19 protein-coding genes are annotated in these 23,725 nt (G+C 33.1%); all 19 read right to left on the bottom strand.

The window, feature by feature from the left end:
* The 19 genes from FT986_RS03980 to FT986_RS04070 all read right to left on the bottom strand — a co-directional run bounded on the left by FT986_RS03980 (position 1) and on the right by FT986_RS04070 (position 22,590).
* A complete protein-coding gene (locus tag FT986_RS03980) occupies positions 1–606 on the bottom strand; it encodes a sugar transferase (protein ID WP_147863958.1) in 606 nt (201 codons plus the stop codon).
* A gap of 52 nt (positions 607–658) precedes the next feature.
* A complete protein-coding gene (locus tag FT986_RS03985) occupies positions 659–1,018 on the bottom strand; it encodes a four helix bundle protein (RefSeq protein ID WP_147863959.1) in 360 nt (119 codons plus the stop codon).
* Between the two features lie 64 nt (positions 1,019–1,082).
* Positions 1,083–2,255 carry a glycosyltransferase family 4 protein gene (locus FT986_RS03990; RefSeq protein WP_147863960.1) on the bottom strand — a complete coding sequence of 391 codons (1,173 nt, stop codon included), beginning with the start codon at positions 2,253–2,255 and terminating at the stop codon, positions 1,083–1,085.
* Complete coding sequence (locus FT986_RS03995; RefSeq protein ID WP_147863961.1) at positions 2,242–3,423, bottom strand: glycosyltransferase; 1,182 nt, start codon at positions 3,421–3,423, stop codon at positions 2,242–2,244. Before FT986_RS03995 ends, FT986_RS03990 begins: the two co-directional genes overlap by 14 nt.
* Positions 3,424–3,437: 14 nt before the next feature.
* Complete coding sequence (wecB, locus tag FT986_RS04000) at positions 3,438–4,580, bottom strand: non-hydrolyzing UDP-N-acetylglucosamine 2-epimerase (RefSeq protein WP_147863962.1); 1,143 nt, start codon at positions 4,578–4,580, stop codon at positions 3,438–3,440.
* A gap of 3 nt (positions 4,581–4,583) precedes the next feature.
* A complete protein-coding gene (locus tag FT986_RS04005; protein WP_147863963.1) occupies positions 4,584–5,006 on the bottom strand; it encodes a WxcM-like domain-containing protein in 423 nt (140 codons plus the stop codon).
* A gap of 13 nt (positions 5,007–5,019) precedes the next feature.
* Entirely contained in the window at positions 5,020–6,165 is a 1,146-nt protein-coding gene (locus tag FT986_RS04010) for a capsular polysaccharide biosynthesis protein CapF (RefSeq protein ID WP_147863964.1), read from the bottom strand.
* A 197-nt stretch (positions 6,166–6,362) separates the two neighbouring features.
* On the bottom strand, positions 6,363–7,367 hold the full coding sequence (locus FT986_RS04015) for a polysaccharide biosynthesis protein (protein WP_147863965.1): 1,005 nt from the start codon (positions 7,365–7,367) through the stop codon (positions 6,363–6,365).
* A 20-nt stretch (positions 7,368–7,387) separates the two neighbouring features.
* A complete protein-coding gene (locus tag FT986_RS04020; protein ID WP_147863966.1) occupies positions 7,388–7,924 on the bottom strand; it encodes an acyltransferase in 537 nt (178 codons plus the stop codon).
* A complete protein-coding gene (locus FT986_RS04025; RefSeq protein ID WP_147863967.1) occupies positions 7,921–9,417 on the bottom strand; it encodes a polysaccharide biosynthesis C-terminal domain-containing protein in 1,497 nt (498 codons plus the stop codon). The genes FT986_RS04020 and FT986_RS04025 overlap by 4 nt, the downstream gene beginning before the upstream one ends.
* A gap of 1 nt (position 9,418) precedes the next feature.
* Complete coding sequence (locus FT986_RS04030; protein ID WP_147863968.1) at positions 9,419–10,567, bottom strand: glycosyltransferase; 1,149 nt, start codon at positions 10,565–10,567, stop codon at positions 9,419–9,421.
* Positions 10,557–11,486: a glycosyltransferase gene (locus FT986_RS04035; protein WP_147863969.1), complete on the bottom strand. Its 930-nt coding sequence runs from the start codon at positions 11,484–11,486 to the stop codon at positions 10,557–10,559. Before FT986_RS04035 ends, FT986_RS04030 begins: the two co-directional genes overlap by 11 nt.
* Positions 11,483–12,733: a glycosyltransferase family 4 protein gene (locus FT986_RS04040; protein WP_147863970.1), complete on the bottom strand. Its 1,251-nt coding sequence runs from the start codon at positions 12,731–12,733 to the stop codon at positions 11,483–11,485. The genes FT986_RS04035 and FT986_RS04040 overlap by 4 nt, the downstream gene beginning before the upstream one ends.
* Complete coding sequence (locus FT986_RS04045; RefSeq protein ID WP_147863971.1) at positions 12,730–13,854, bottom strand: glycosyltransferase; 1,125 nt, start codon at positions 13,852–13,854, stop codon at positions 12,730–12,732. The genes FT986_RS04040 and FT986_RS04045 overlap by 4 nt, the downstream gene beginning before the upstream one ends.
* A complete protein-coding gene (locus tag FT986_RS04050; RefSeq protein WP_147863972.1) occupies positions 13,847–15,034 on the bottom strand; it encodes a hypothetical protein in 1,188 nt (395 codons plus the stop codon). The genes FT986_RS04045 and FT986_RS04050 overlap by 8 nt, the downstream gene beginning before the upstream one ends.
* A 13-nt stretch (positions 15,035–15,047) precedes the next feature.
* Entirely contained in the window at positions 15,048–16,061 is a 1,014-nt protein-coding gene (locus tag FT986_RS04055) for an NAD-dependent epimerase/dehydratase family protein (RefSeq protein ID WP_147863973.1), read from the bottom strand.
* Positions 16,062–16,073: 12 nt separating this feature from the next.
* On the bottom strand, positions 16,074–17,477 hold the full coding sequence (locus tag FT986_RS04060; protein ID WP_147863974.1) for a UDP-glucose 6-dehydrogenase: 1,404 nt from the start codon (positions 17,475–17,477) through the stop codon (positions 16,074–16,076).
* Positions 17,478–19,899: 2,422 nt separating this feature from the next.
* Positions 19,900–21,114, bottom strand: a complete 1,215-nt coding sequence (gene wecC, locus FT986_RS04065; protein WP_147863975.1) for a UDP-N-acetyl-D-mannosamine dehydrogenase — start codon at positions 21,112–21,114, stop codon at positions 19,900–19,902.
* Between the two features lie 81 nt (positions 21,115–21,195).
* Entirely contained in the window at positions 21,196–22,590 is a 1,395-nt protein-coding gene (locus tag FT986_RS04070; protein WP_147863976.1) for a UDP-glucose 6-dehydrogenase, read from the bottom strand.
* Positions 22,591–23,725: the final 1,135 nt, after the last annotated feature.

Raw genomic sequence — 23,725 nt, forward strand, 5'->3', positions numbered from 1 at the left:
TCAATTTTTACCGTTAAAAGCAGTAGTGGTCGCTTGTCCGTTGGTATTGATTCCTTCAGAAATTATCACTTTTTTTATCGTTTTAAAAAGAATCTTTAGGTCTAAAGATAAACTACACTGTTCCACATACCAAACGTCATATTCAAATTTCTTTGTCCAAGAAATCGCATTTCTTCCATTCACTTGTGCCCAGCCTGTAATTCCTGGTCGCAGTTCGTGTCTTTTCTTTTGCTGCTCTGTATATAAAGCTAAATATTGAGGTAATAAAGGTCTCGGTCCTATTAAACTCATATCTCCTTTTAATACATTGATGAGCTGTGGGAGTTCATCTAAAGAGGTTTTGCGTACAAATTTCCCTATAGAAGTTAAACGTTGAGCATCTGGAAGCAACTTCCCTTCCTTATCTCTCCTATCATTCATCGTCTTAAACTTGATGATCTTAAAAAGTTGCTCATGTTTACCAGGTCGAACTTGAAAGAAAAAGGGTTGGCCGCTATTCGCAAAAAACAAACCAATAGTTACTATGATAAAAATTGGACTCAATAAGAGTAAACCGATGAAGGCAGCTAGGAAATCGGTTAAAGGTTTTATGATGTTAGTGTACATGAGTTAGAAATTAGAGACTCAGGACTAGAGACTAGAGACTAGAGACTAGGTATTAATATTTTGATTTTCTATAAGAAATTAGACCACTGAGCATTTTTCCGATTTCATCAACTTTTCGATGACAATTATCATAATCCACTTCATTTATAAAATTTAAATTATAGGCAATTAACAACTGAGTTTCAAATTCTGTATTACTTCCTAAAGCAATATACAAAAATTGAATAAATTCTTTGTTGGTTTGCCTAGCGGCACCTTCTGCTATATTGGACGGTACAGAAACTGCGCATCTGCGTATCTGATTTGTCAGCCCATACATTTCTTCTTTGGGAAAAGACTTTGTTATTGAATAAATTTCAGTAACTAAGCTTATGGACTTCTTCCAAACCTCTAAATCTTTATGTGTTTTCATAGTTTATTCAATTCCCAAATCCCTAATCTCTAGTACCTAATTCCTAATCACTAGTCTTTATTCCCTATTCTCCCAGTCCCTTCTCTTTTAATAAAGTTTGATACTCTTCTAATAAAGCTTGCCAAACTTCCTCTCTTTGATACCGACTTACAATCATATTACGAGCATTTTTCTGAAGTTGGGTGTATAGATCTCGATCATCGACTAAAAATTTCATCGCTATTTGTAATTCTTCTCTATTTTTGGAAGGAACAATGAGGCCGTTCTCTCCTTTCACTATAATCTCATTACAACCATTAATATCACTTACAATACAAGGTAAACCCATCGCACCCGCTTGCAAAACCACATTGGGGAATCCCTCTCTATAGCTAGGAAAAACCAAAGCATCGCTAAGAGCAAAATACGGACGTACATCTTCCTGGTAACCTACCGAAATGATATTCGGGTTTTGGTAAATTTCTTGTAAAGTTAAGGGTTGTAGGGGATCTAGGTCAGGTTCTTGAGGCCCCACCAATAATAGTTTTGAATTTTGAATTTTGAATTTTGAATTATTGAAAGCTTCTACTAATTCATTGATGCCTTTATCGCCTACTAAACGACCCACAAAAACAAATACAAAGTCATTTGATTGTATACCTAATTCATTTCTTAATTTCTGTTTTGTATCTTGATTATATAGTTGTGGATCAAAATGGGACGTATCAATACCATTAGAACTTCCTTGGCCGATAATTTTCAGTTTATTGGGATTGGTAAAGCCTTGTTCAACTATAAAATCATATAAACCTTGGCTGTTTGAATATACGCTGGTGGCACAACGATAGGTCATTTTTTCTACCGCGTTCAAAAGCCTACGCTTTTTACCTGTCGCTTCCATTAGGGGTAAACCCGCTACTGTATGTAAACGATGTGGCACTCCCGCTAATTTTGCTGCCAACATGCCTACGATTCCTGCCTTAGGCGTATGCGTATGCACTATTTGTGCGCGTTCTTTTTTTAAAAAACGCACCAATTTTACCAAGGCTTTTAGATCTGCCCAAGGGGTAATTTTGCGGGTCATTTCTAAAGGAAAAACTTTAAGTCTATTTTTCTTACCGAATACTCTTAGCCTAGACTCATCTGCTGAAACAGCTGTAACCTCAAAATGCTCTTGCATAAAGGATAACTGTCCTTCTAATAGTTTTTCTAGAGAAAGAGGTACTGTTGTGATGCGAATGAGTTTAGTTTTTTTCACTTAAAACATTTTTGATAAAATTTGAATATGTAATACTATACTTAGAAATATCAAATAATTTCATTTCTTTACAATAGTCTTTCATTTTTAATATTGTTTGAGGCCCTAAATCTAAAACAATATTCAATTGTTTTTTTATTGCACTATCATCTTCTATATTGATTAAAAAACCTGTTTTGTTATTAACTAAGAATTTTTCAATATTACTAGACGAATTAGTTATAACAGGAGTACCACAAGAAATGGATTCGACGAATTTTGTAGGAAACCCTGCTGTATTTGTAAGATTTCTTTCTCTGATAAAAATGGAAAAATCCGACTTTTTAATTTCTTCTAAAGTTTCTAAATGAGGTAATCTTCCTTTAAATAAAATAAAATCATCGGCATTAATAGGTAGCCTATTTAGGCCAAAGGATGTAAGATATTGTTCTCTTGTTATGCCAACTATTATAAGTTCAAAATTTTTGTTCTCTAATTCTCGTATATTAGATAAAATTTGAATTATTTTATCAATTCTATCCTTATTACCATTACCTGGTGAACCAGCGTATATAAACTTTACTCCATCTTTTTTGGTTTTACTCTTCAATTTCCACTTTTGCATACTCAAATCTACTAATGGCGGAACATTAATAACATTTTTAAGTTTATCTTTATAAAAATCAAATAAATAATCGCTAATTACGATCATTCCATCAATTTTAGGATGCACCAGTTTCATTCTAATATGAACATCTAAACCTTTAGCTATTTTGAATAAAGGATTCCCTTTCGGTTCGTACCACTCAGTGCAATCTGCCACCAATTTGATATTATTTTTCCGACAGAATTTATGCAATTTCCATAAGGCAATACCCGGATAATTATATGCTATAATTAGTTTGACATTTGCAATTTTTTGTAGATTGATAAATTTTATGGAAGTAAGATATTCTAACCATTCTTTTAAACTAGTTGGATATGGAATACTTCTATAATGCAGCCCCTCAAACTCTTTCCATTCAGTTACATTTTTTGCTTTATTTTTGTTGTTTTTAAGTATCCCAATTAACAGAGTCTCGTAACCCAACGAATTAAGAATTTTTGCATTAGCTAATACTCTATGTGCTGCAGCATTTTTATCTGGCAACTCAAAACCTCCAATATATAAAATTGTTCCTTTTTCCAAAGCTAGCTCTTTTATTAATGAACGGTTTTACTCCAAACTACCCGATTAATATAATCTGTATAACTAATAATAATGCGAACCACTTTTTCAGAAACGTTAGGCATACTATAATCCGCTACCTCTCTAAAGTTGCGTTCACCTTCTATTTTTTGTCTCTCTAATTGCACCAAGCCTTGAAGTATTCTTTCTGTATTCATACCCACCATCATAACCGAGGTCTCTTCCATAGCCTCAGGACGTTCGTGAGCATCTCGTATGTTAAGTGCTCTAAAGTTTAAAATAGAAGATTCTTCACTGATGGTACCAGAATCGGAAAGAACTGCAAATGAATTCATTTGCAAGGCATTATAATCATGAAACCCTAAAGGTTTTAAAAACTGGATATTCTTATGTGTCTCCATCTTTTTCTTTTCAAGCATCTTCCTCGTTCTTGGATGTGTAGAAACGATAACAGGATATTCATATTTTTCTGCTATTATATTTAAGCTTTCCATAAGACCTTTAAAATTTTTTTCAGAACTAATATTTTCTTCCCGATGGGCAGAAACCACAAAATATTTTCCTTGTTCTAACTCTAATTTATTTAACACCCTTGATCTTTTAATTTGAGGTAAATAATGATTTAACACCTCAAACATTGGCGAACCTGTTTTGATCACACGATCGGCTGATAAACCTTCTCTTAAAAGATATTCGCGTGCAATACTGGAGTATGTTAAATTAACATCAGCGGTATGATCAACTATTTTCCTATTGGTCTCTTCTGGAACCCTCTGATCAAAACATCTGTTTCCTGCCTCCATGTGGAAAATTGGAATCTTTCTTTTCTTCGCAGCTATGGCACATAAACAAGAGTTGGTGTCTCCCAATACCAGAAACGCATCTGGTTTTTCCAATTCTAAAATTGGATCGATATTTATTAAAATTTGCCCTGCGGTTGTAGTCGCATTAGAACCTGCAGCATTCAAGAAATGATTGGGTTTACGTATGCCGAGATCTTCAAAAAACACTTCATTTAATTCATAATCATAATTTTGACCGGTATGTACTAGGATATGTTCTATAGCCTCAGAAGAATCTAATGCCAATAAAACCCTTGAAAGTCTTATAATTTCTGGTCGAGTACCTACAACGGTGATCACTTTTAATTTCTCCATGTTTTATAATTTTGTAAAATAATTTTCTTTAAATCTATATTCATCAGCGACCTCTCCAAGCATATAATCTGACATGGCCAATAATTTAGAATTTTCTGCTAATGCTTGTATACTCGTTACAAATCCTGGGGGGACATATAAAATATGAAGTCCTTTATCATCAATTTGAAATGTGATAATTTCGGATTTGGGATCTGGCTCTTGCCAATTATTAATTCTGATTAATTTTATTTCAAAATTTCCCTGTATAACGCTAAACCATCTTTTTTCAATTTTATGTCCTTGCCAAGCCCGAATGAATTCCAGTTCTTTATTTTCAATCGTATATATGCGTTTTACCTCTATTGCATTAAACTTGTTATTGAATTGAATTTCCCCTCGATCGTCGCGATGGTTATTTCCTTTGATAATTTGAGGCTCTCTCATATACAACTAGCTATTAGACCACATCAAAATAAGTATCTGGACGCTTTGGGTCAAAAATTTCATTGACCCACATTACGGTAACCATATCTGATTCTCCCAAATTTTCAATATTGTGTGTATAGCCAACCGGAATATCTAAAACCTCTAACTTGTTGCCCGAAACGAAATATTCAATTATCTTAGATGGTTCATCTACTCTTCTAAAACGTATGGCACCTTTTCCTGAAACTACTAAAAACTTCTCATTTTTGGTATGATGCCAATGATTGCCCTTTGTAATTCCTGGTTTAGAGATATTAACAGATACTTGTCCCCGATCTGATGACTTTATAAACTCGGTAAAAGAACCTCTTTCATCTATATTCATCTTTAGAGGATAGGAAAACTGATCTTCTGGCAAGTAACTTAAATAAGTAGAATAAAGTTTTTTGGTGAAAGGATCTGAAAATTTAGGAACCTGCAAAGTTTTTCGACTTTCTTTAAAGGATTCTATTAATTTTACTATGCTACCTAATTTAATTTTATGTTCGCTAGAAACCTTGTAGTAATTTTCAGTTTTATCTTCTTGAGCACTTAAACAGTTAAGTAACTCTCTCACCACATCATCAATATACACTAAGGTCATATCTACATTTGGATCATTAACTTGTATGGGTAAATCGTGAGTGATATTATGACAAAAAGTTGCTACCGCACTATTATAATTAGGTCTACTCCATTTACCAAAAACATTTGGAAATCGATAAATAAAAAGCTCAGCACCAGTTTCTCGGCTGTATTTTAAAAGTAAGTCTTCTCCTGCCTTTTTAGATTTACCATAAGGATTATCTAATGTTGCTTGGGTAGAAGATGAAATCATTATAGGGCAAGCATTATGGTGCTTTTTTAAAAGTGAGAGTAAATCATTTGTAAAATTATAATTTCCTTCCATAAATTCTCTTTCCTCCCTAGGCCTATTTACACCAGCCAAATGAAAAACAAAGTTAGCTTCTTTGCAATATTCATCTAATAAACTTACATCGGTATCTCTATTAAATTCAAGTATGCTGAGTTCAGAACTTATATGGGCCTGTGTAGATTTCTTTTCTTGAATGTTTTTAAGTTCTGCAACTAAGTTTTTTCCTATAAATCCTTGTGAGCCTGTGATGAGTATTTTCATAATTGAATTTCGATTTTGTCTTGTGTATATTCGCTTCTTGTAAACTTAGTCTTTTTAAGCTCGAAAGCCTCATACTGAAATTGATTAACAATGTTGAATCTTCGATTTCAGCATCCCATTCTGCTGGAGATGAGACCCTGAATCAAGTTCAGGGTGACGAAAATTATAAGTTAGGACACTTAAAATACGTTAAGTATTTATTTCATCATTTTTTGAACAATTGGCAAAGACTTTAAGAGTTTTTTCATTCCCTCCACATCTTGCTGTTTGGTGTTAGATGAATTATAATCTTCAATTTCTGCAATAGTCTCATTCCCTTCTGAAAAGTACTTATCATAATTTAAATCACGATTATCAGCAGGTATTCTATAAAACTCCCCCATGTCTTCAGATTTGATCATCTCTTCCCGTGTACACAAAGTTTCATATATTTTTTCGCCGTGACGGGTTCCTATAATTTTTATGGGGGCATCTGATTTGCAGAGTTCTTTAATAGCTTGAGCTAAGTCTCCTATCGTTCCTGCAGGTGCTTTATTTACAAATAAATCACCAGGATTAGCATTTTCAAAAGCGAATAGTACTAGTTCTACCGCCTCGTCTAGGGACATTAAAAAACGTGTCATAGTAGGATCTGTAATCGTTAATGCTTTCCCTTCTTTAATTTGTTGTAAGAACAAAGGAATAACAGACCCTCTTGATGCCATTACATTTCCATACCTCGTTAAACAAACCGTGGTATCTTTTAAGTTTCTTGAGGCAGCAATAGCTACCTTCTCCATTAAAGCTTTTGATATCCCCATGGCGTTAATAGGGTAAGCTGCCTTATCAGTACTTAAACAAATAACTTTTTTAACTTTATTAAATGCTGCGGCATCAATCACATTTTGAGTACCCATCACATTGGTTCGTGTAGCTTCTAATGGAAAAAACTCACAAGAAGGTACTTGCTTTAAAGCGGCTGCATGGAATACGTAATCTACTCCTCTCATCGCTCTTTCAATACTGTCATAGTTCCGTACGTCCCCAATATAAAATTTAAGCTTTTCACTTTGTAAGACATTTCGCATATCGTCTTGTTTTTTTTCATCTCGTGAAAAAATACGGATCTCTGAAAAATGCTTTGTATGTAAAAATCGCCTAAGAACCGCATTTCCAAATGATCCTGTTCCTCCTGTAATTAGAAGCGTTTTATTCTGTAACATATATAAAATTTTAAATAATTTTATTTTATAAATAACTTTTTAAGCTCCGTTTCTTTTTCACCTCTACCTAGATGTCCTATACCCAAAGATTTATTTTGTAAATCACCATAATACTGATCAATAGATTTTATTTTTTTAGCAGGAATACCTGCTACCACTAAATTATCTTCTATGTTTTTAGTAACTATTGATCTTGCACCTATTATCACATTATTCCCAATATTCACATTAGGCATAATCATAGTTTCCATACCTAAATAAACATTATTTCCAACATTAATAGGTGCAGTATATTCTAACGTTTGGTCTTTTTTTCTTAGAACTAATGTTCCTCCATCATGATTTATAAATTTGCAACCATCTGTAATGAAGACATTATCTCCAATTGTAATTAGAAATGGCTCTGTTCCCCACATATTAGGTGAATTACCGTAAATTTTACAATTTTGTCCAATTCTAACACCCATTAATCTTGAGCAACCAATGGGATTAATCTTAAAATAAATGAATAAAAATATTTTTCTAAATATTTGTACTATTCTAAACCTATATTTCATTTTGAAAATATTTTCTTTATTATTTTTTTTTCTTCTAAATTTAAATATAAAAACCAAATAAGAATAAAGTAAAAAAGACCCGTCAAGGTAACACAAAGTATAAGGCTAAACCAAGTGCTTATTTGGCCTACATAATAATTTTTAAATAATAGAATAGTTACAATTATGATTGTTAACAACAAAAATGCTTTACCCCAGACTTTAATGAAAAATAATTTTAAATCTAGACCTACTTTCTTCCAAAGTAAAATATTAGTGAATATATAACCTATAATTAGACTTATGGAAGTAGAAAGAGCTGCTCCGTCTATACCTATTTCATTTAACAAAACATATGTTGCACCTATATTAAGAATTGATATTATAAAAATTATCAATGCGCGTATCCAGTACAATTTATAAACTTGTAATATTACATTCCTTACATTCCCAATATTTTCAATTGTGAAAGGAATCAAGATTAGCAAAAGAACCAAATAAGATTTTTTGTATTCTTCCCCTAACCATATAATGAGAAACTCTTCCCCCCATAGCGCTAAATTTAAGCTAATAACACAAATGACCGCTAATTGTAATCTAGATATTTTTATATATTCATTTAAAATTTCAATTTTAGAACCGCTATCTATCTGCGAAATTAAGTTGGGTGTCATTATTCGTGAAATTGCGGTAGAGAAACTTAAAATATACTTCTGAAATACTAGACCCATTGCATAATAAGTAACATAAGTTGTTCCCAAAATAGCTCCTATAAGAATATTATCTAGCTTCCAATAGATTTGCTCCACTAAAACAACAACAAATATTGGAGACCCATAAAACACCAGATCTTTTATGTATTGATTATTTTTTCCAAAAACGGGAAAACAAATTTTTAATTTAACCCTACAATAGCAATATTTAATAAATTGGGCAATAATATTGATAGTGCCTGTAATTACTATCATTTCTAATACTCCATAGCCTTCATTTAAAAAAATTACAATAATAATTGTAGTAATTACAAAGCTTATCAGCTCCACAAGTTTTAAGAAAATGAATTTTTCGTAAGCACTTAAAATTGCACCTATTGGGTTTAAAAAAATCGTAAAAAATATACTTACTCCTGAAATTATGTACATTTTTTTCAGCAGTGTCAGTTCTACAGTAGTAAATTTGTTGATAAATACTAGATCTAGATAAAAATAAACTAAAAATAGGGCTACTATAACTATTCCTCCTATTGTAGTATAAATTTTACTTACGGCGGATAAAATAGAAATTTTTTGGTTTATATCAACGCTATTTCTAAATTTTACAAAATATCGTAGTGTACTATCATTAAGACCAAAATCTAAAATAGATATATATGCTATTATTGAACTCACTACAGTAAATAAACCATAACTATCTTTACCTATAGTTTTTAATACGAATGGAACATAAAAAAATACAACAAAAATTTTGAGGAAAATTATAAAATATGATAAAACAACACCTGCTTTTTTTTGCATTTTAATTTTTTAAGTAATCAATTAAAGAATCTAATTTCAAATTATCATCAATGATTTCTCGAGGCATTCCATTTATTCTCATTTTTTTTATGCTACGAGGATTATCGCATAATTTTTTTATTCCTTCATAAATACCTATTCTTGAGTTTTCTACTATAATACCGTTCTCCCCATTCTTTATTTGTTCTCTAATTCCTGAAAACTCTGTGGCCAAAACAGGTATATTAAGCACTTTGGCTTCATTTACAACCCCGCATAATCCTTCATAATATGACGGTACGGCAATTAAGTCTGCTAATAGCATATAAGGATAAGGGTTGGCCTTTCTACCAAGTAATATCAAGCAATCCCCAACTCCATCTATTTCAATTTTTTCACGCAAAATTTGCATATCCTCTCCTGCTCCAATTAAATACCATTTAAAGTCAATATTATTCTCACATAAATCCTTGACAACATCTACTATTCTCAAGATTCCTTTAGACTTTTCCTGAAGCCTACATACCGAAAAAATCTTAAAAGAATCATTTTCAAAAAATTGTAAATCGTCAACTTGCTTTCTAGAATTTACTATAATTGACTGAGCTGATAATAGATTATAAACCACCACACTTTTAAAAGATAAAGATGGATATTTTTCATCAAAAGATTTTTTACAAGTTTGCGCCACACACACATAGTTGTCAACTATTGATCCGTATTTTATTATATGATTATGTGCTTTATTATTTTGATCACAGAGCGCCAAGTCACTTCTTATAAATTGAATTAATTTTTTAAACTTCAGATTTTTAACAATTAATTTAGGACTTAAACCGTGTAGACCTACAAAAACACATTGATAAGTGTATTTCTTAAGTTCAAAAAGATTTAAATAAAATTTTGGATAACTTAAAGAGTGAAGAAATAAAAACTCAATTTTTTTTAAAACATTACTGGTTTTTAAAAATTCAGTCTTATAATTTCTAGATCTCAACTTATGTATATTTATCCTTTTATCAATTTGCTTTTCTAAGTTACCTTCACCATATAAAAGTAGTAAATCTACAGTATATCCTCTTTCTATAAATCCAACCATTAATTTAAGTAAAGATCTTTCCGCTCCTCCCATATTAAAAACGGAATAATAAAATAAAATTCTACCTTTCATAATTCAAAATTATACTTAATAACTCTTTTACTTTTAAATTTACAGAACTACCATAGGCTTTTTTGAAAAAGGAAATAGCTTCTTCCGTCTCTTCCACAATCTTTGGTAAAACAGATAGATTTAACGCCCCCGTTGCATCTATTGTATGGTTTAAGAGCACAGGTTTATTTGAATTGTGGGTGCCAGTACCATCCCAACCAATATTTTTAAGGTAACTATGTATAGGGTATATAGTCAATTTATTTTTTAAAAATAAATCAAAACCAAATTTCACTGACCAACTTTGCGCGTTCCTTTGCATTTGTCTATCTAATCTAACAGATCGATCTAACCCAGTTTTATTAAACATTTTACGCAGTCTAACATCCGTTTTAAATTTCGCATAGCTTTTAGCCTCCCAGTCTACTTCAGCCCAAATTCTTGACCAAGTCCCCCAACCGTAGGAGCATGTTCTTTGGGAGAAATAAACCTGTGCCTCTTTATCTATTTTGATATTTTTTATAGGGTTATACCCTGTGATCGCACCCACCTTAGAAAAATCCTTATAAACAAACAATAATTGATTCATATATTCTAAATAATGAGGTGAAACCTCTAAATCATCTTCTAACACAATAACCTTGTCGAATTCATCAATTATCTCAGAAACACCATTTATAATTGATCGCTCCAAGCCTAAATTGTTATCTCTTTCGATAATGGTTATATCAACGCCTATATGGATTAATTTAAATTCATGTAGATATTTTCTTAATTTTTCAACTTCGTATTTATCACTATTATCACGAAATCCATCTGAATAAATAAAAATATTACTATGAAAAAATTCTTTATTACGAGCCAATGACTCAAGAGTTTTAATAGTATGATCTTTTCTATTATAAGTAAAAACTATAACTGGTGCAAATTGCTGTTTCATTTCTCAATAATAGTTTGGTAACAATTAATTAAATCTCTATAATTTTTTGATGAATTGTGAGTTAAGGAAGCTTTTTTATATGCATTTTCACTCAACAAGATAGCTAAGTCTCTGGATTCAAAAATTCTTTTTATTTGGTAAGCTAACATTTTAGGATCGTCAGACCGATAAAGCAACGATTCCTTTTCATCATTAGCCATTTCACTAACACCTCCATTATATGACGCGACACATGGCACCCCTAGCATCATTGCTTCTCCAAGAGTATTGGGACTATTTTCAATAACTGAGCTCATAACGTATACGTGCATCTTAATTAAAGTTTGAGCCATTTCTTTTTCATTAAGAATTCCTACAAAATTAATATATTTCGCCAGTTTCAATTCTTTTATTTTTCTATTAAGATAGGAGCGATAACCAAAATAGGATTTAATATCGGAAATGGAATTACTATATTTCAAACCAGCAACGTAAAGTTTAAGATTTGGAAATTCATCTTTTAATAGAGCTACAGCCTCAAGAACAAAATGAGCTCCCTTTCTAGCCTGCGAGCTATTTCCTAAAAAGATACTATAAGGTTCATATTTCCTATTTTTTTTATAGTTCGAATAAAAGCTTGACCTCAAAATCCTATTACATCGAAAATAAGAAGCATCCTTGTTAAAATAGTAATAATGAGATCTATCCCAAATAGTCCTACCTAAAATATTTTTTGCTAAACCGATGGTCTGTTTTTCAATTATAACTCTTTTATTGAAAATTAAAGCTTTATTAATAATCATCAAAAAGGCAAAAATAATATCTTTTATATGGGTAGGCCTAAATAATAACCTATGAAGCTTCAAACCACCAAACTCATAATTCTTGTAACCATTTAGAACACCTTGCAGACTCACAACATTTTGCCCATTCCAATTCTCTAAGAATGTCTTTGTGAATTTATGCTCAGTACCCTCCGCATGGAGTATATCTGGACAAAAATCTCTTAATATAAAATTACAAGTATCTATATCAACATCTGAAGAATCTTTCTTTTTTGTAGGTAAAAAGTAATAGGTTATATTTTTATCTTCAATTTTTTTTAATTCCTTAACGGAAGATTTCATAGCTATTGCAAGGTCAATCGAAGAATCTGATTTTAATTTCTCTATCATTTCACCAATCCAACCTCCGAAAGGTGTTTTTTTTTCCCCAATAAATTTGCTTGCCTCCGGCAATACAAATGCTATAACCCAAAGAACTTTCATATTTGCAGATTTTTAAAAAATTTAATAATATTCTCTTCATGGTTCTTGTAATAAAATGGATTGTTAAGTACACATTCTTCTTTCATTTTTTTGAGATCTGTTGAAGGCATATCTATCGCTTTTTCTAAAACTTCAACAAATTTATCAACATTTAATTCTTTGATTAAAAAACCATTTTTATTGTTAATTATATGCTTATCTAAATTAGATGTTCTATTAGTGATTACAGGAATCCCCATTTTAAAAGCTTCAAAGACTTTTGTAGGGTAACCAACCTTTGTAATCCGTTTGACATTTCTCGCAAAAATCACAAAATCAGTAGATTTCATAATATGTTTAACCTTACGATTGGGCACACGTCCGTAAATCTTAATCTTTTCACTTAACATCTTTAAATCCTTAGCAATACAAGAAGAAAATAATTCTTGTTTGCTCGGACCAACTATATGTACTTCAAACTGTTTTGCATTTAATTTTGCAAATGCTTTTATCAATATATCTAATCTATCTTTAGAAAAATTTTCACCTAAAGTTCCAGCAAAAATGAATCTCCTCATATTATTGGACTTAAAAGAAGTAGGCCCTGTTTTATCGATAGTCACAAAAGGTAGTATTAATTGATTGCTTTTTCCATATAAATTACTCAAATGATCCGTAGCTAATATTATATTTTTGCATTTTTTATTTAAATGACGCATTTTATAATTATTCAAAATGTATCGCAAAATTTTCAAAATAGAAATCCTACCATCTATCCCATGCCATTCAGTAATATCTGGTATTAATACTATATTATTATTTTTACAGTATTTCTGCAGTTTATAAAAAGCTATCGTTGGGTAATTATATGCAATTACAATTGGTGGAGTTGCAAAGCTTTCAATTTCACTAATAACACTTATGCAATTTGTTGAAAAATCAATATCTCTATTATTGCTTGTTTGGATGTTTATTAATTTAATATCTTTATAGTATTTTACTAGATTGCATTCCGTCTTGCCCATAACGACACAATTATATCCTAATTGCTTTAAGAAACGTGCATTCTCAATTACCCTTATCGAAGAGGCGTTCTCTGTAACGAAATTAAAACCACCGATGTATAAAATATTTTTATTCAAATTTCAAACTTTTCATGGATTTATTTTCTACACACGAAAGTAGAAGAAAACTACATCCCATTGCAGCACCATAATTATTTAAAATACCGAGTAGTATCAATGTTACCATATAAATATTTAAAAAATATTTTAAATATTCATTATTTGTGGTTCTTAGTAAGTTTTGTGGTAGCATAAAAATGATTCTCAACATTAAAAACCCAAATATTATTCCATACTGAGCAAATTGATCAATAATATTGGAGTGTTTTCCTATTTCATCAAAACTAAAAGTTCCTGTAATAGGATTACTTGCTAATAAATTTAAGCTTCTAAAATACCTACCGGTTCTTCCGTCAATAGTATTATTATTTCCATCTACACCTCTGAACATATTAAATATGTCTTCCTGTTTATATCGCAACGAACTAAACTCCACCCAAGAATAGGTTAACTTATCAAAATAATTCAAATTGTTATAAAACAATAACAATGTAACCAGCAAAATACCTATAATAATAATTCTGTCTGCGTAAGAAGCTTTTATAAAAAGAAAAGTTAAGAGTTGAAAAATTATCAATATGATAGCAATTAGGTAATCCGCCAAAAGTATAAATGTTATACTAAACAATATGTTTGCATAGATTAACACTTGTTTATACAAATTATTTGTTCGTTTTCTGTAATAAAAAAAAAGTGGCAACATTAAAACATTTGCATAAATCAATCCATACCCCCCTAGACCCTTATTAGACAATTCAACAGCCTCATCCGTACTTTTGGCTAAAAGTCTAGCTGCACCCATATTATCCTTTAAGACATATAACGAACTTAAAAGTGCTATTAAGTTTAATGATAATATAATATATTTTATTTTATTTTTTATAGCGTCCTCTTGTTTTGTTATTATATAAGCTATTAAAATACAACCAAAGAGTATATATAATTGTAAATGCCGTAGCATATAGGAATTAGCAGAAAAGAGCGCATTAATTGTGAAAGTATATATTATATATAATAAAATCCCAAACAATAATTTTTTATTTATTCTTTTCTCATTTTTAAATAAAAAAAATGAAAAAGCTAAAAATGCTAATAATCGGGCATAATTATTATAAGCAAAATATGGTATCAGTAACCATATTGAAATCAAAAATATAGCTAGGTTTTGCTTTAAGGTATTAAATATTCTAATTAGCAATTTATATTAAATTTTATGAATAATATTTTTCAAACCATTTTACAAAATCGTAAACACCTTGATGTATGGTAGTACTTGGTGTATAATTATAATCATTTTCCAATGCATTAGTATCTGCCCAAGTTTGCTCTACATCTCCCGCCTGCATGGGCAACATTTCTTGTTTGGCTCTTTTACCTGTTTCTTTTTCAATGGCTTTTATAAAGTCTAATAATTTTACCGGATCTCCATTGCCTATATTATATAAACTATACTTTTTATTGTGGGGTTGTGGTTTTAACAAAGTTTTCTCCACCCCCTTTATTATATCTTCGATATACGTAAAATCGCGTGACAAATTGCCATTATTAAAAACCTTAATGGGTTTGTCGTTTAAAATAGCATCGGTAAACAAAAACATGGCCATGTCTGGTCTACCCCACGGGCCGTAAACCGTAAAAAAACGTAACCCTATAGTCTGTATATTATATAAGTGACTGTAGGTATAAGCCATAAGCTCATTACTTTTTTTAGTAGCCGCATATAAACTGATTGGTTCGTCCACAGTATCAATGGTCTCAAAAGGAGTTTTCTTAGCATTACCATAAACACTTGAACTAGAAGCATAGACTAACTTTTTAATTTTTGCGTGCCGCATACACTCCAGCAAATTAGTAAAACCCACTATATTCGAATCAATATAAACATTTGGGTTTTCTATACTGTAACGTACACCAGCTTGAGCAGCTAAATTGCAAACCGAGGTAAATTTAAATTTTTCAAATAGTTGAGGTAATTCATTTCTGTTTTCTAGGTCAAGCTTTATAAATTGAAAATCTTCTTTAAACTTTTCACCTGTCACTAACTCTCCCTCGATTACCTCTGTAATACCTAGTTGCTTAAGTCGATCTAGTTTAAGCTGTACAGAATAATACCCATTTAAATTATCTAATCCTATTACACGACATCCTTGTTCTAACAGACGTTTACATAAATGAAAGCCAATAAAACCCGCTGCGCCTGTTACTAAAATTATTTTTTCCTTCATAAGTTGGAGCTATTAAGTCACCGTTTCCCCCATAGTCATTACCTTAAAACCTATTTTTTCTAACTTTTCAACATCCAATATTCTCCTCCCATCAAATATAAAAGCAGGTTTAGGCATTTGGTCGTATATTTTTTGCCAGTCTAGTGCTTTAAATTCATCCCACTCTGTTAAAATCGCAATGGCGTGTGCTTCTTGACAACACGCATACGCATCAGCAGCAGTGGTTAAGTTTTCTTTATTCTCTTCTTCTGTACGGGATTGCAGGTAATTTAAGTCCCGCTGCATCTGCGCTTCTTTTACTTGGGGATCATAGACTGTTATCTTTGCTTGCTCATCTAACAATTTATCGGCTACATAGATAGCTGCCGATTCTCGGGTATCGTTGGTGTCTTTTTTAAAGGCCCACCCTAAAAAGGCGATCTTTTTATCGGCTACCGTATTAAATAGCGTACTCACGATTTTTTCGGCAAAGCGGTTCTTTTGGTGGTCGTTCATAATGATCACCTGCTCCCAGTAATCTGCCACTTGTACTAAGCCTAAAGACTTAGCGATATACACCAGGTTAAGAATATCTTTTTGAAAACAAGAACCTCCAAATCCTACCGAAGCATTTAAAAATTTAGGTCCGATTCTCGAATCCATCCCAATGGCTTTCGCCACCTCTCCTACATCGGCTCCCGTGGCTTCACAGAGTTCTGATATGGCATTGATGGAAGATACACGTTGTGCTAAAAAAGCATTGGCGGTGAGCTTGGATAACTCTGACGACCATACGTTGGTGGTCAAAATACGTTCTTCGGGTAACCAGGCTTTATAAATATTCACTAAAGCTTGAATCGCTTCTTCTCCTTCCGGACTTTGCTCTCCCCCGATCAATACGCGATCTGCGGCTTCTAAGTCTTGAATGGCAGTTCCTTCAGCTAAAAATTCGGGATTGGAAAGAATTTGAAAATTCACTCCGTTTCCGGTTTCTGATAAAATGGTTTTGATGGCTTGTGCGGTACGTACCGGTAAAGTTGATTTTTCAACGACAATTTTATCGCTTGTCGCTACGCGAGCGATTTGTCGGGCACATAATTCTACGTACTTCAAATCGGCTGCCATACCTTTTCCTTTTCCGTAGGTTTTGGTAGGGGTATTTACTGAAATAAAAACCATATCTGCTGCCGCTATCGCCTCATCTACTTGTGTAGAAAAAAAGAGGTTTTTACCACGGGCTTTTTGCACCACTTCAGGTAAACCTGGTTCGTAGATAGGGAGATTCGTTAAATCTTCATCATTCCACGCTTTGATGCGCTCTTCGTTGATATCAACTACCGTTACGTTGATGTTTGGATTCTTACTAGCGATCACCGCCATGGTAGGTCCGCCTACATATCCTGCGCCGATACAGCAGATGTTTTTTATTTTATTCATCTAATAATATTCTTAATATATTTCAATTCTCTTCCCGGATTATGTTGATATAATCCAAAATTGAGCATCTGAATTTATTCCGTTTTTATTCTGAGTGCGAATTTAGCTGATTATTATGAATTTAATTCCTTTGAACGGACAAATTTTACGGATTATCGCAAGGCACGATATCAAAACCTCCCTGTTCATCAGCATCTTATTCTCTCCTTTACTATTTTTTAAAGTTTTGTTGTTATAGGTAGTTAGCTGTTAGCAGTTAGTGGTTAGTGGTTAGTGGTTAGTGGTTAGTGGTTAGTGGTTAGTGGAAAATAGGAGGTCTAGGTTAAAAGGATATAGTTTTTTGTTTTTTAACATTTTGAATTCCTTTTTATAAAGATTTCTCAGTCCTTCGTCCATCGAAATGACATTACCTGATGGATTAAACTTGATGGGATGCTGAAGTTACTTCGAAGCATTCAAGTATAGCACGTGTGGCATATCGAAAATTATTCGTGAAATTTAAAGTGAAAAGGGCGTAAAATTTTAAGCTGTTTGAACGAAGTGAGTTCTTAAAATTTAGACCTCGAACGATAAATTTAGAGTAAGATTCGTAAGCCTAGACCTTTTTGTTACTTTTTCCGGCGATGGGAAAAAGTAAAAATATGAATAGAAATCAAACTTCTACTTTTTTAATAGAAATTACATTAATGACTCCTTCATTTTACTCATTCACTTTACTATTGCTTAAGTATTCGTGAATCTCTAAAATCGATTTATCTTGATATAAAACGAAGCAAAAGATCAAGACTGACTAAAAATTTATAAAAAAATCCTACGGAATCCCCAGCCACAAATGAAAAGAACTCACCCTCCTTATCAGTCGGTCTCAAACAGCTTTTCATTTTCTAGCCCTCGCTGCTTCCTTGATTTTCAATATATTTTTAGGTAGGTCGTTTCTTTAAATTACGAAAAGCATTAAGAGTATCGAAAATTGATTGTAAAATTTGAGTTAATACTTATTATTAAAAGTGAAAAATCCCATTAGAAAACATACGGCCTATCGAAAATTACTCGTTGCGTCGTTATATCTTAAAATAACAAAAATAACTTGTCATATTGAGCGTAGCGCAGCGAAGTCGAAATATCTTTTCATTAAAAACTTTAAGTCCTCTTTAAAAAGATTTTTCAGTCCTTCGTCCATCGAAATGATAGACAAGTTACTCAACTCCGCATAAAATGACAAACTTGTTGGAATGACAATCGCTTCCTGTTATATTGAGCGTAGCGCAGCGAAGTCGAAATATCTTGTTTATAATAAAACATCTCTTCATTTTGTCTTGATACAAAACGAAGCAAAAGATCAAGACTGACTAAAAATTTATAAAAAATACTACGGAATCCCCAGCCACAAATGAAAAGAACTCACCCTCCTTATCAGTCGGTCTCAAACAGCTTTTCATTTTCTAGCCCTCGCTGCTTCCTTGATTTTCAATATATTTTTAGATAGGTCGTTTCCTATAATTATGAATATTACACGGCCTATCGAAAATTACTCGTAAAATTTGAAGTGAAAAGGGCGTAAAATTTTAAGCTGTTTGAACGAAGTGAGTTCTTAAAATTTAGACCTCGAACGATAAATTTAGAGTAAGATTCGTAAGCCTAGACCTTTTTGTTACTTTTTCCGGCGATGGGAAAAAGTAAAAATATGAATAGAAATCAAACTTCTACTTTTTTAATAGAAATTACATTAATGACTCCTTCATTTTATCTTGATATAAAACGAAGCAAAAGATCAAGACTGACTAAAAATTTATAAAAAAATCCTACGGAATCCCCAACCACAAATGAAAAGAACTCATCCTCCTTATCAGTCGGTCTCAAACAGCTTTTCATTTTCTAGCCCTCGCTGCTTCCTTGATTTTCATTATATTTTTAGATAGGTCAATTTTTACGGAAGATACAGAAATATAAAAATAAGACTTCAGGCACAAGACCCCTCTCTATCAATTAATACAAAATACCCTTAGAAAGCACACGGCCTATCGAAAATTGGTCGTAAAATTGGCAGTGCAGTAAGCGTAAAATTTTAGGCTGTCTGAGACCGATGGCAATCGGGGGAGTTCCTAAAATTTAGTTTACAAACCTACAATTTAGAGTAAGATTCGTAAGCCTAGACCTTTTTTGGTTCTTTTTTAGGCAAAAAAAAAAGAACAAATATAAATTGTAGTTAAGAACTATCATTTACCTCTCAATACCATTACTCCTTACGCCGTTATTACTTAAAATAACACAAAATAACCTGTCATATTGAGCGCAGCGCAGTGGAGTCGAAATATCTTTTGATTAAAAAATCCTAACTCCTTTTAAAAAGATTTCTCAGTCGTGCCTCCATCGAAATGACAGAGAAAAGTCTCCTATATCGAAACAAGTTTAAAGATAAACACTAGCCTTTATTTAAAACTCCGCAAAAATCTAATACGACTTGGTCTTTATTTAAGCTTACCTCTTTAAACTCTTGATGCGCCACTAAGAATGCAACGATATCAGCTTTCTCTAGGGCTTCTTGATAAGGAGTAATTTTAAATACTTGATGATTTGTTATATTAGGTTCTACGATATAATAATTTTCATCTTGTGCGTCTTGTAATACTTTTTGCACAATGTATTTGGCAGGTGATTCTCTTAAATCATCAATATTGGGTTTAAAAGCTAAGCCCATTAGAGCAATAGATGGCTTTCTTCCGTGCTTGAGCTGAAAATCATGCTTCGCTGTTTTGATTTGCTCGGCACACCAAAAGCTTTTATAATTGTTGATCTCCCTTGCTTTTCCAATAATCTGCGACTCCATTGGAAATTCTGAAGTGATAAAGTAAGGATCTACAGCAATGCAATGTCCGCCTACCCCGCATCCTGGTTGTAGGATATTTACTCGAGGGTGTTTATTGGCTAAATGAATTAGCTCCCATACATTGATATCCGCTTTTGCGCAAATTAATGACAACTCATTCGCAAAAGCAATTTGTACATCCCGACTTGAATTTTCGGTCAGTTTACACATTTCTGCGGTACGGGCATTGGTGGCGTGTAACTCTCCTTTTACAAATGCACGATAGAAATCGATGGCTTTTTGAGTACTTGCCTCATCTACTCCGCCAATCACGCGGTCGTTATGGACCAGTTCGTGCATTACATTTCCGGGCAGTACACGTTCTGGGCAGTAAGCGATATGAATTTCACCTTCCAATTCTGGACGCTCCGTATAAATCAATTTCATCATTTTTTCGGTAGTACCTACGGGGGAAGTGGATTCGATAATGTATAAATCTCCTTTCTTTAATAATGGAATTACCGCTTTAGTAGCAGCTTCTACATACGAAATATCGGGTTCGTGGTTTCCCTTAAAAGGGGTAGGTACAACAATCAGATAGGTATCTGCCTCTTTAGGTTTAGTGTCGGCTTTAAAAAAGCCTTCTTCCACTGCCTTAGCTAAAATCTCCTCTAAATCGGGCTCAACAATATGAATTTTCCCTTGATTAAGGGTTTCTACAACTTTTGGATTGATATCTACTCCCCAAACGTTTAGTTGATTGGAGGCAATTAAAGCGGAAGTGGGTAAGCCTATATAACCTAGTCCTATGGTGGTAACTGCTGGTGTCAATGTCTTTCTTTTTTTATAAAGTCCTTATACAAGATAATTTTAAGTAATAATAAATCTAATTTTCTTCTTAGCTATTATTTATTACCCTCCAATCACAAAGTAATTAAAACCTATGTTTCTCATTTGTTTTTCATCCAAAATCCCTCTCCCATCAAATATAAAGGCAGGTTTAGGCATGTGGTCGTATATTTTTTGCCAGTCTAGTGCTTTAAATTCATCCCACTCTGTTAAAATCGCAATGGCGTGAGCTTCTTGACAACACGCATACGCATCAGCTGCTGTCGCTAGACCTTCTTGATTCTCTTCTTCGCTACGGGTTTTTAGGTAATTTAAGTCCCGTTGCATCTGCGTTTCTTTTACCTGAGGATCATAGACCGTAATCTTGGCTTGTTCGTCTAACAATTTATCGGCTACATAGATAGCAGCCGATTCTCGGGTATCGTTGGTGTCTTTTTTAAACGCCCAACCTAAAAAGGCGATCTTTTTATCGGCTACGGTATTAAATAGCGTACTTACGATCTTTTCGGCAAAGCGATTCTTTTGGTGGTCGTTCATAATGATTACCTGCTCCCAATAATCTGCCACTTGTACTAAACCTAAAGACTTAGCGATATACACCAGGTTAAGAATATCCTTTTGAAAGCAAGAACCTCCAAATCCTACCGAAGCATTTAAAAATTTAGGTCCGATTCTCGAGTCCATCCCAATGGCTTTCGCCACCTCTCCTACATCGGCTCCCGTAGCTTCACAGAGTTCTGATATGGCATTAATGGAGGATACACGTTGCGCTAAAAAGGCATTTGCGGTTAATTTAGATAACTCTGACGACCATACGTTGGTGGTCAAAATACGCTCTTCGGGCAACCAGGCTTTATAAATATTCACTAAGGCTTGAATCGCTTCTTCTCCTTCCGGACTTTGCTCTCCCCCGATCAATACGCGATCTGCGGCTTCTAAGTCTTGAATAGCGGTTCCTTCAGCTAAAAATTCGGGATTGGAAAGGATTTGAAAATTCACTCCGTTTCCGGTTTCTGATAAGATGGTTTTGATGGCTTGTGCGGTACGTACTGGTAAGGTTGATTTTTCGACCACAATTTTATCGCTTGTCGCTACGCGAGCGATTTGTCGAGCACATAGCTCTACATATTTGAGATCGGCTGCCATACCTTTTCCTTTTCCGTAGGTTTTGGTAGGGGTATTCACTGAAATAAAAACCATATCTGCTGCTGCTATCGCCTCATCTACTTGTGTAGAAAAAAAGAGGTTTTGACCACGGGCTTTTTGCACCACTTCAGGTAAACCTGGTTCGTAGATAGGGAGATTCGTTAAATCTTCGTCGTTCCACGCTTTGATGCGTTCTTCATTGATATCGACTACCGTTACCTTAATGTTTGGATTCTTACTGGCGATCACCGCCATGGTAGGTCCGCCTACATATCCTGCGCCGATACAGCAGATGTTTTTTATTTTAGTCATCTAATGATATTCTTAATATATATTTCAATCTCTTCCAGGATTATGTTGGTATAACCCAAAATTGAGCATCTGAATTTATTCCATTTTTATTCTGAGTGCGAATTTAGCTGATTATTATGAATTTAATTCCTTTGAACGGACAAATTTTACGGATTATCGCTCTACATCATATCAAAACCTCCCTGTTCATCAGCATCTTATCCTCTCCTTTACTATTTTTTAAAGTTTTGTTGTTATAGGTAGTTAGCTGTTAGCTGTTAGCTGTTAGCTGTTAGCTGTTAGCTGAAAATAGGAGGTCTGGATTAAACGGACATGGTTTTTTTGTTTTTTAACATTTTGAATTCCTTTTTTAGCAGATTTCTCAGTCCTTCGTCAATCGAAATGACAAACTTATCGGAATGACAATCCCTTACTGTCATATTGAGCGTAGCGCAGTGGAGTCGAAATATCTCTTTAATTAACACCTTGAATTCCTATTGAAGCAGATTTCTCAGTCGTACCTTCTTCGAAATGACAAACTGGAGATTTGCATCCCAACCAACAAAGGAACTTAAATTACATACTTCCTCACTAAATTCTAGATTACATCGAACCTACTTTACTTTTTGCATTGCCCAAAAAGTAACAAAAAGTCTAGACTGATTTTCCTGAACTTGAAAATCAGCTAAAAAACTTTATCCTGCGGATAGCAAATCGCTACGCTAGGCTATCCTCCCCATCCAACGCTAAGCTTTTTCTTGATTTTACTACGCTCATGAAAAGTAGGTCACTTCTCTTTCTAATAAAACTTGAATTATTTTTAATAATAGCAAAAAATATATTTCAAAAGTATTTGGCACATCGGAATGACAATCGCTTACTGTCATATTGAGCGTAGCGCAGCGAAGTTGAAATATCTCTTTAATTAACACTCTGAATTCCTTTTAAAAAGATTTCTCAGTCCTTCGTCTATCGAAATGACATTACCTGATGGATTAAACTTGATGGGATGCTGAAGTTACTTCGAAGCATTCAAGTATATCACGTGTGGCCTATCGAAAATTACTCGTAAAATTTAAAGTGAAAAGGGCGTAAAATTTTAAGCTGTTTGAACGAAGTGAGTTCTTAAAATTTAGACCTCGAACGATAAATAAAG

This window comes from Mesonia sp. K4-1, assembly GCF_008017825.1.
GTDB lineage: Bacteria > Bacteroidota > Bacteroidia > Flavobacteriales > Flavobacteriaceae > Mesonia.

Coding starts and splice junctions, on each gene's coding strand:
- FT986_RS03980 (WP_147863958.1), bottom strand. CDS start 606: ATGTACACTAACATCATAAAACCTTTAACCGATTTCCTAGCTGCCTTC.
- FT986_RS03985 (WP_147863959.1), bottom strand. CDS start 1,018: ATGAAAACACATAAAGATTTAGAGGTTTGGAAGAAGTCCATAAGCTTA.
- wecB (WP_147863962.1), bottom strand. CDS start 4,580: ATGGAGAAATTAAAAGTGATCACCGTTGTAGGTACTCGACCAGAAATT.
- FT986_RS04005 (WP_147863963.1), bottom strand. CDS start 5,006: ATGAGAGAGCCTCAAATTATCAAAGGAAATAACCATCGCGACGATCGA.
- FT986_RS04010 (WP_147863964.1), bottom strand. CDS start 6,165: ATGAAAATACTCATCACAGGCTCACAAGGATTTATAGGAAAAAACTTA.
- FT986_RS04015 (WP_147863965.1), bottom strand. CDS start 7,367: ATGTTACAGAATAAAACGCTTCTAATTACAGGAGGAACAGGATCATTT.
- FT986_RS04020 (WP_147863966.1), bottom strand. CDS start 7,924: ATGAAATATAGGTTTAGAATAGTACAAATATTTAGAAAAATATTTTTA.
- FT986_RS04025 (WP_147863967.1), bottom strand. CDS start 9,417: ATGCAAAAAAAAGCAGGTGTTGTTTTATCATATTTTATAATTTTCCTC.
- FT986_RS04030 (WP_147863968.1), bottom strand. CDS start 10,567: ATGAAAGGTAGAATTTTATTTTATTATTCCGTTTTTAATATGGGAGGA.
- FT986_RS04035 (WP_147863969.1), bottom strand. CDS start 11,486: ATGAAACAGCAATTTGCACCAGTTATAGTTTTTACTTATAATAGAAAA.
- FT986_RS04040 (WP_147863970.1), bottom strand. CDS start 12,733: ATGAAAGTTCTTTGGGTTATAGCATTTGTATTGCCGGAGGCAAGCAAA.
- FT986_RS04055 (WP_147863973.1), bottom strand. CDS start 16,061: ATGAAGGAAAAAATAATTTTAGTAACAGGCGCAGCGGGTTTTATTGGC.
- FT986_RS04060 (WP_147863974.1), bottom strand. CDS start 17,477: ATGAATAAAATAAAAAACATCTGCTGTATCGGCGCAGGATATGTAGGC.
- FT986_RS04070 (WP_147863976.1), bottom strand. CDS start 22,590: ATGACTAAAATAAAAAACATCTGCTGTATCGGCGCAGGATATGTAGGC.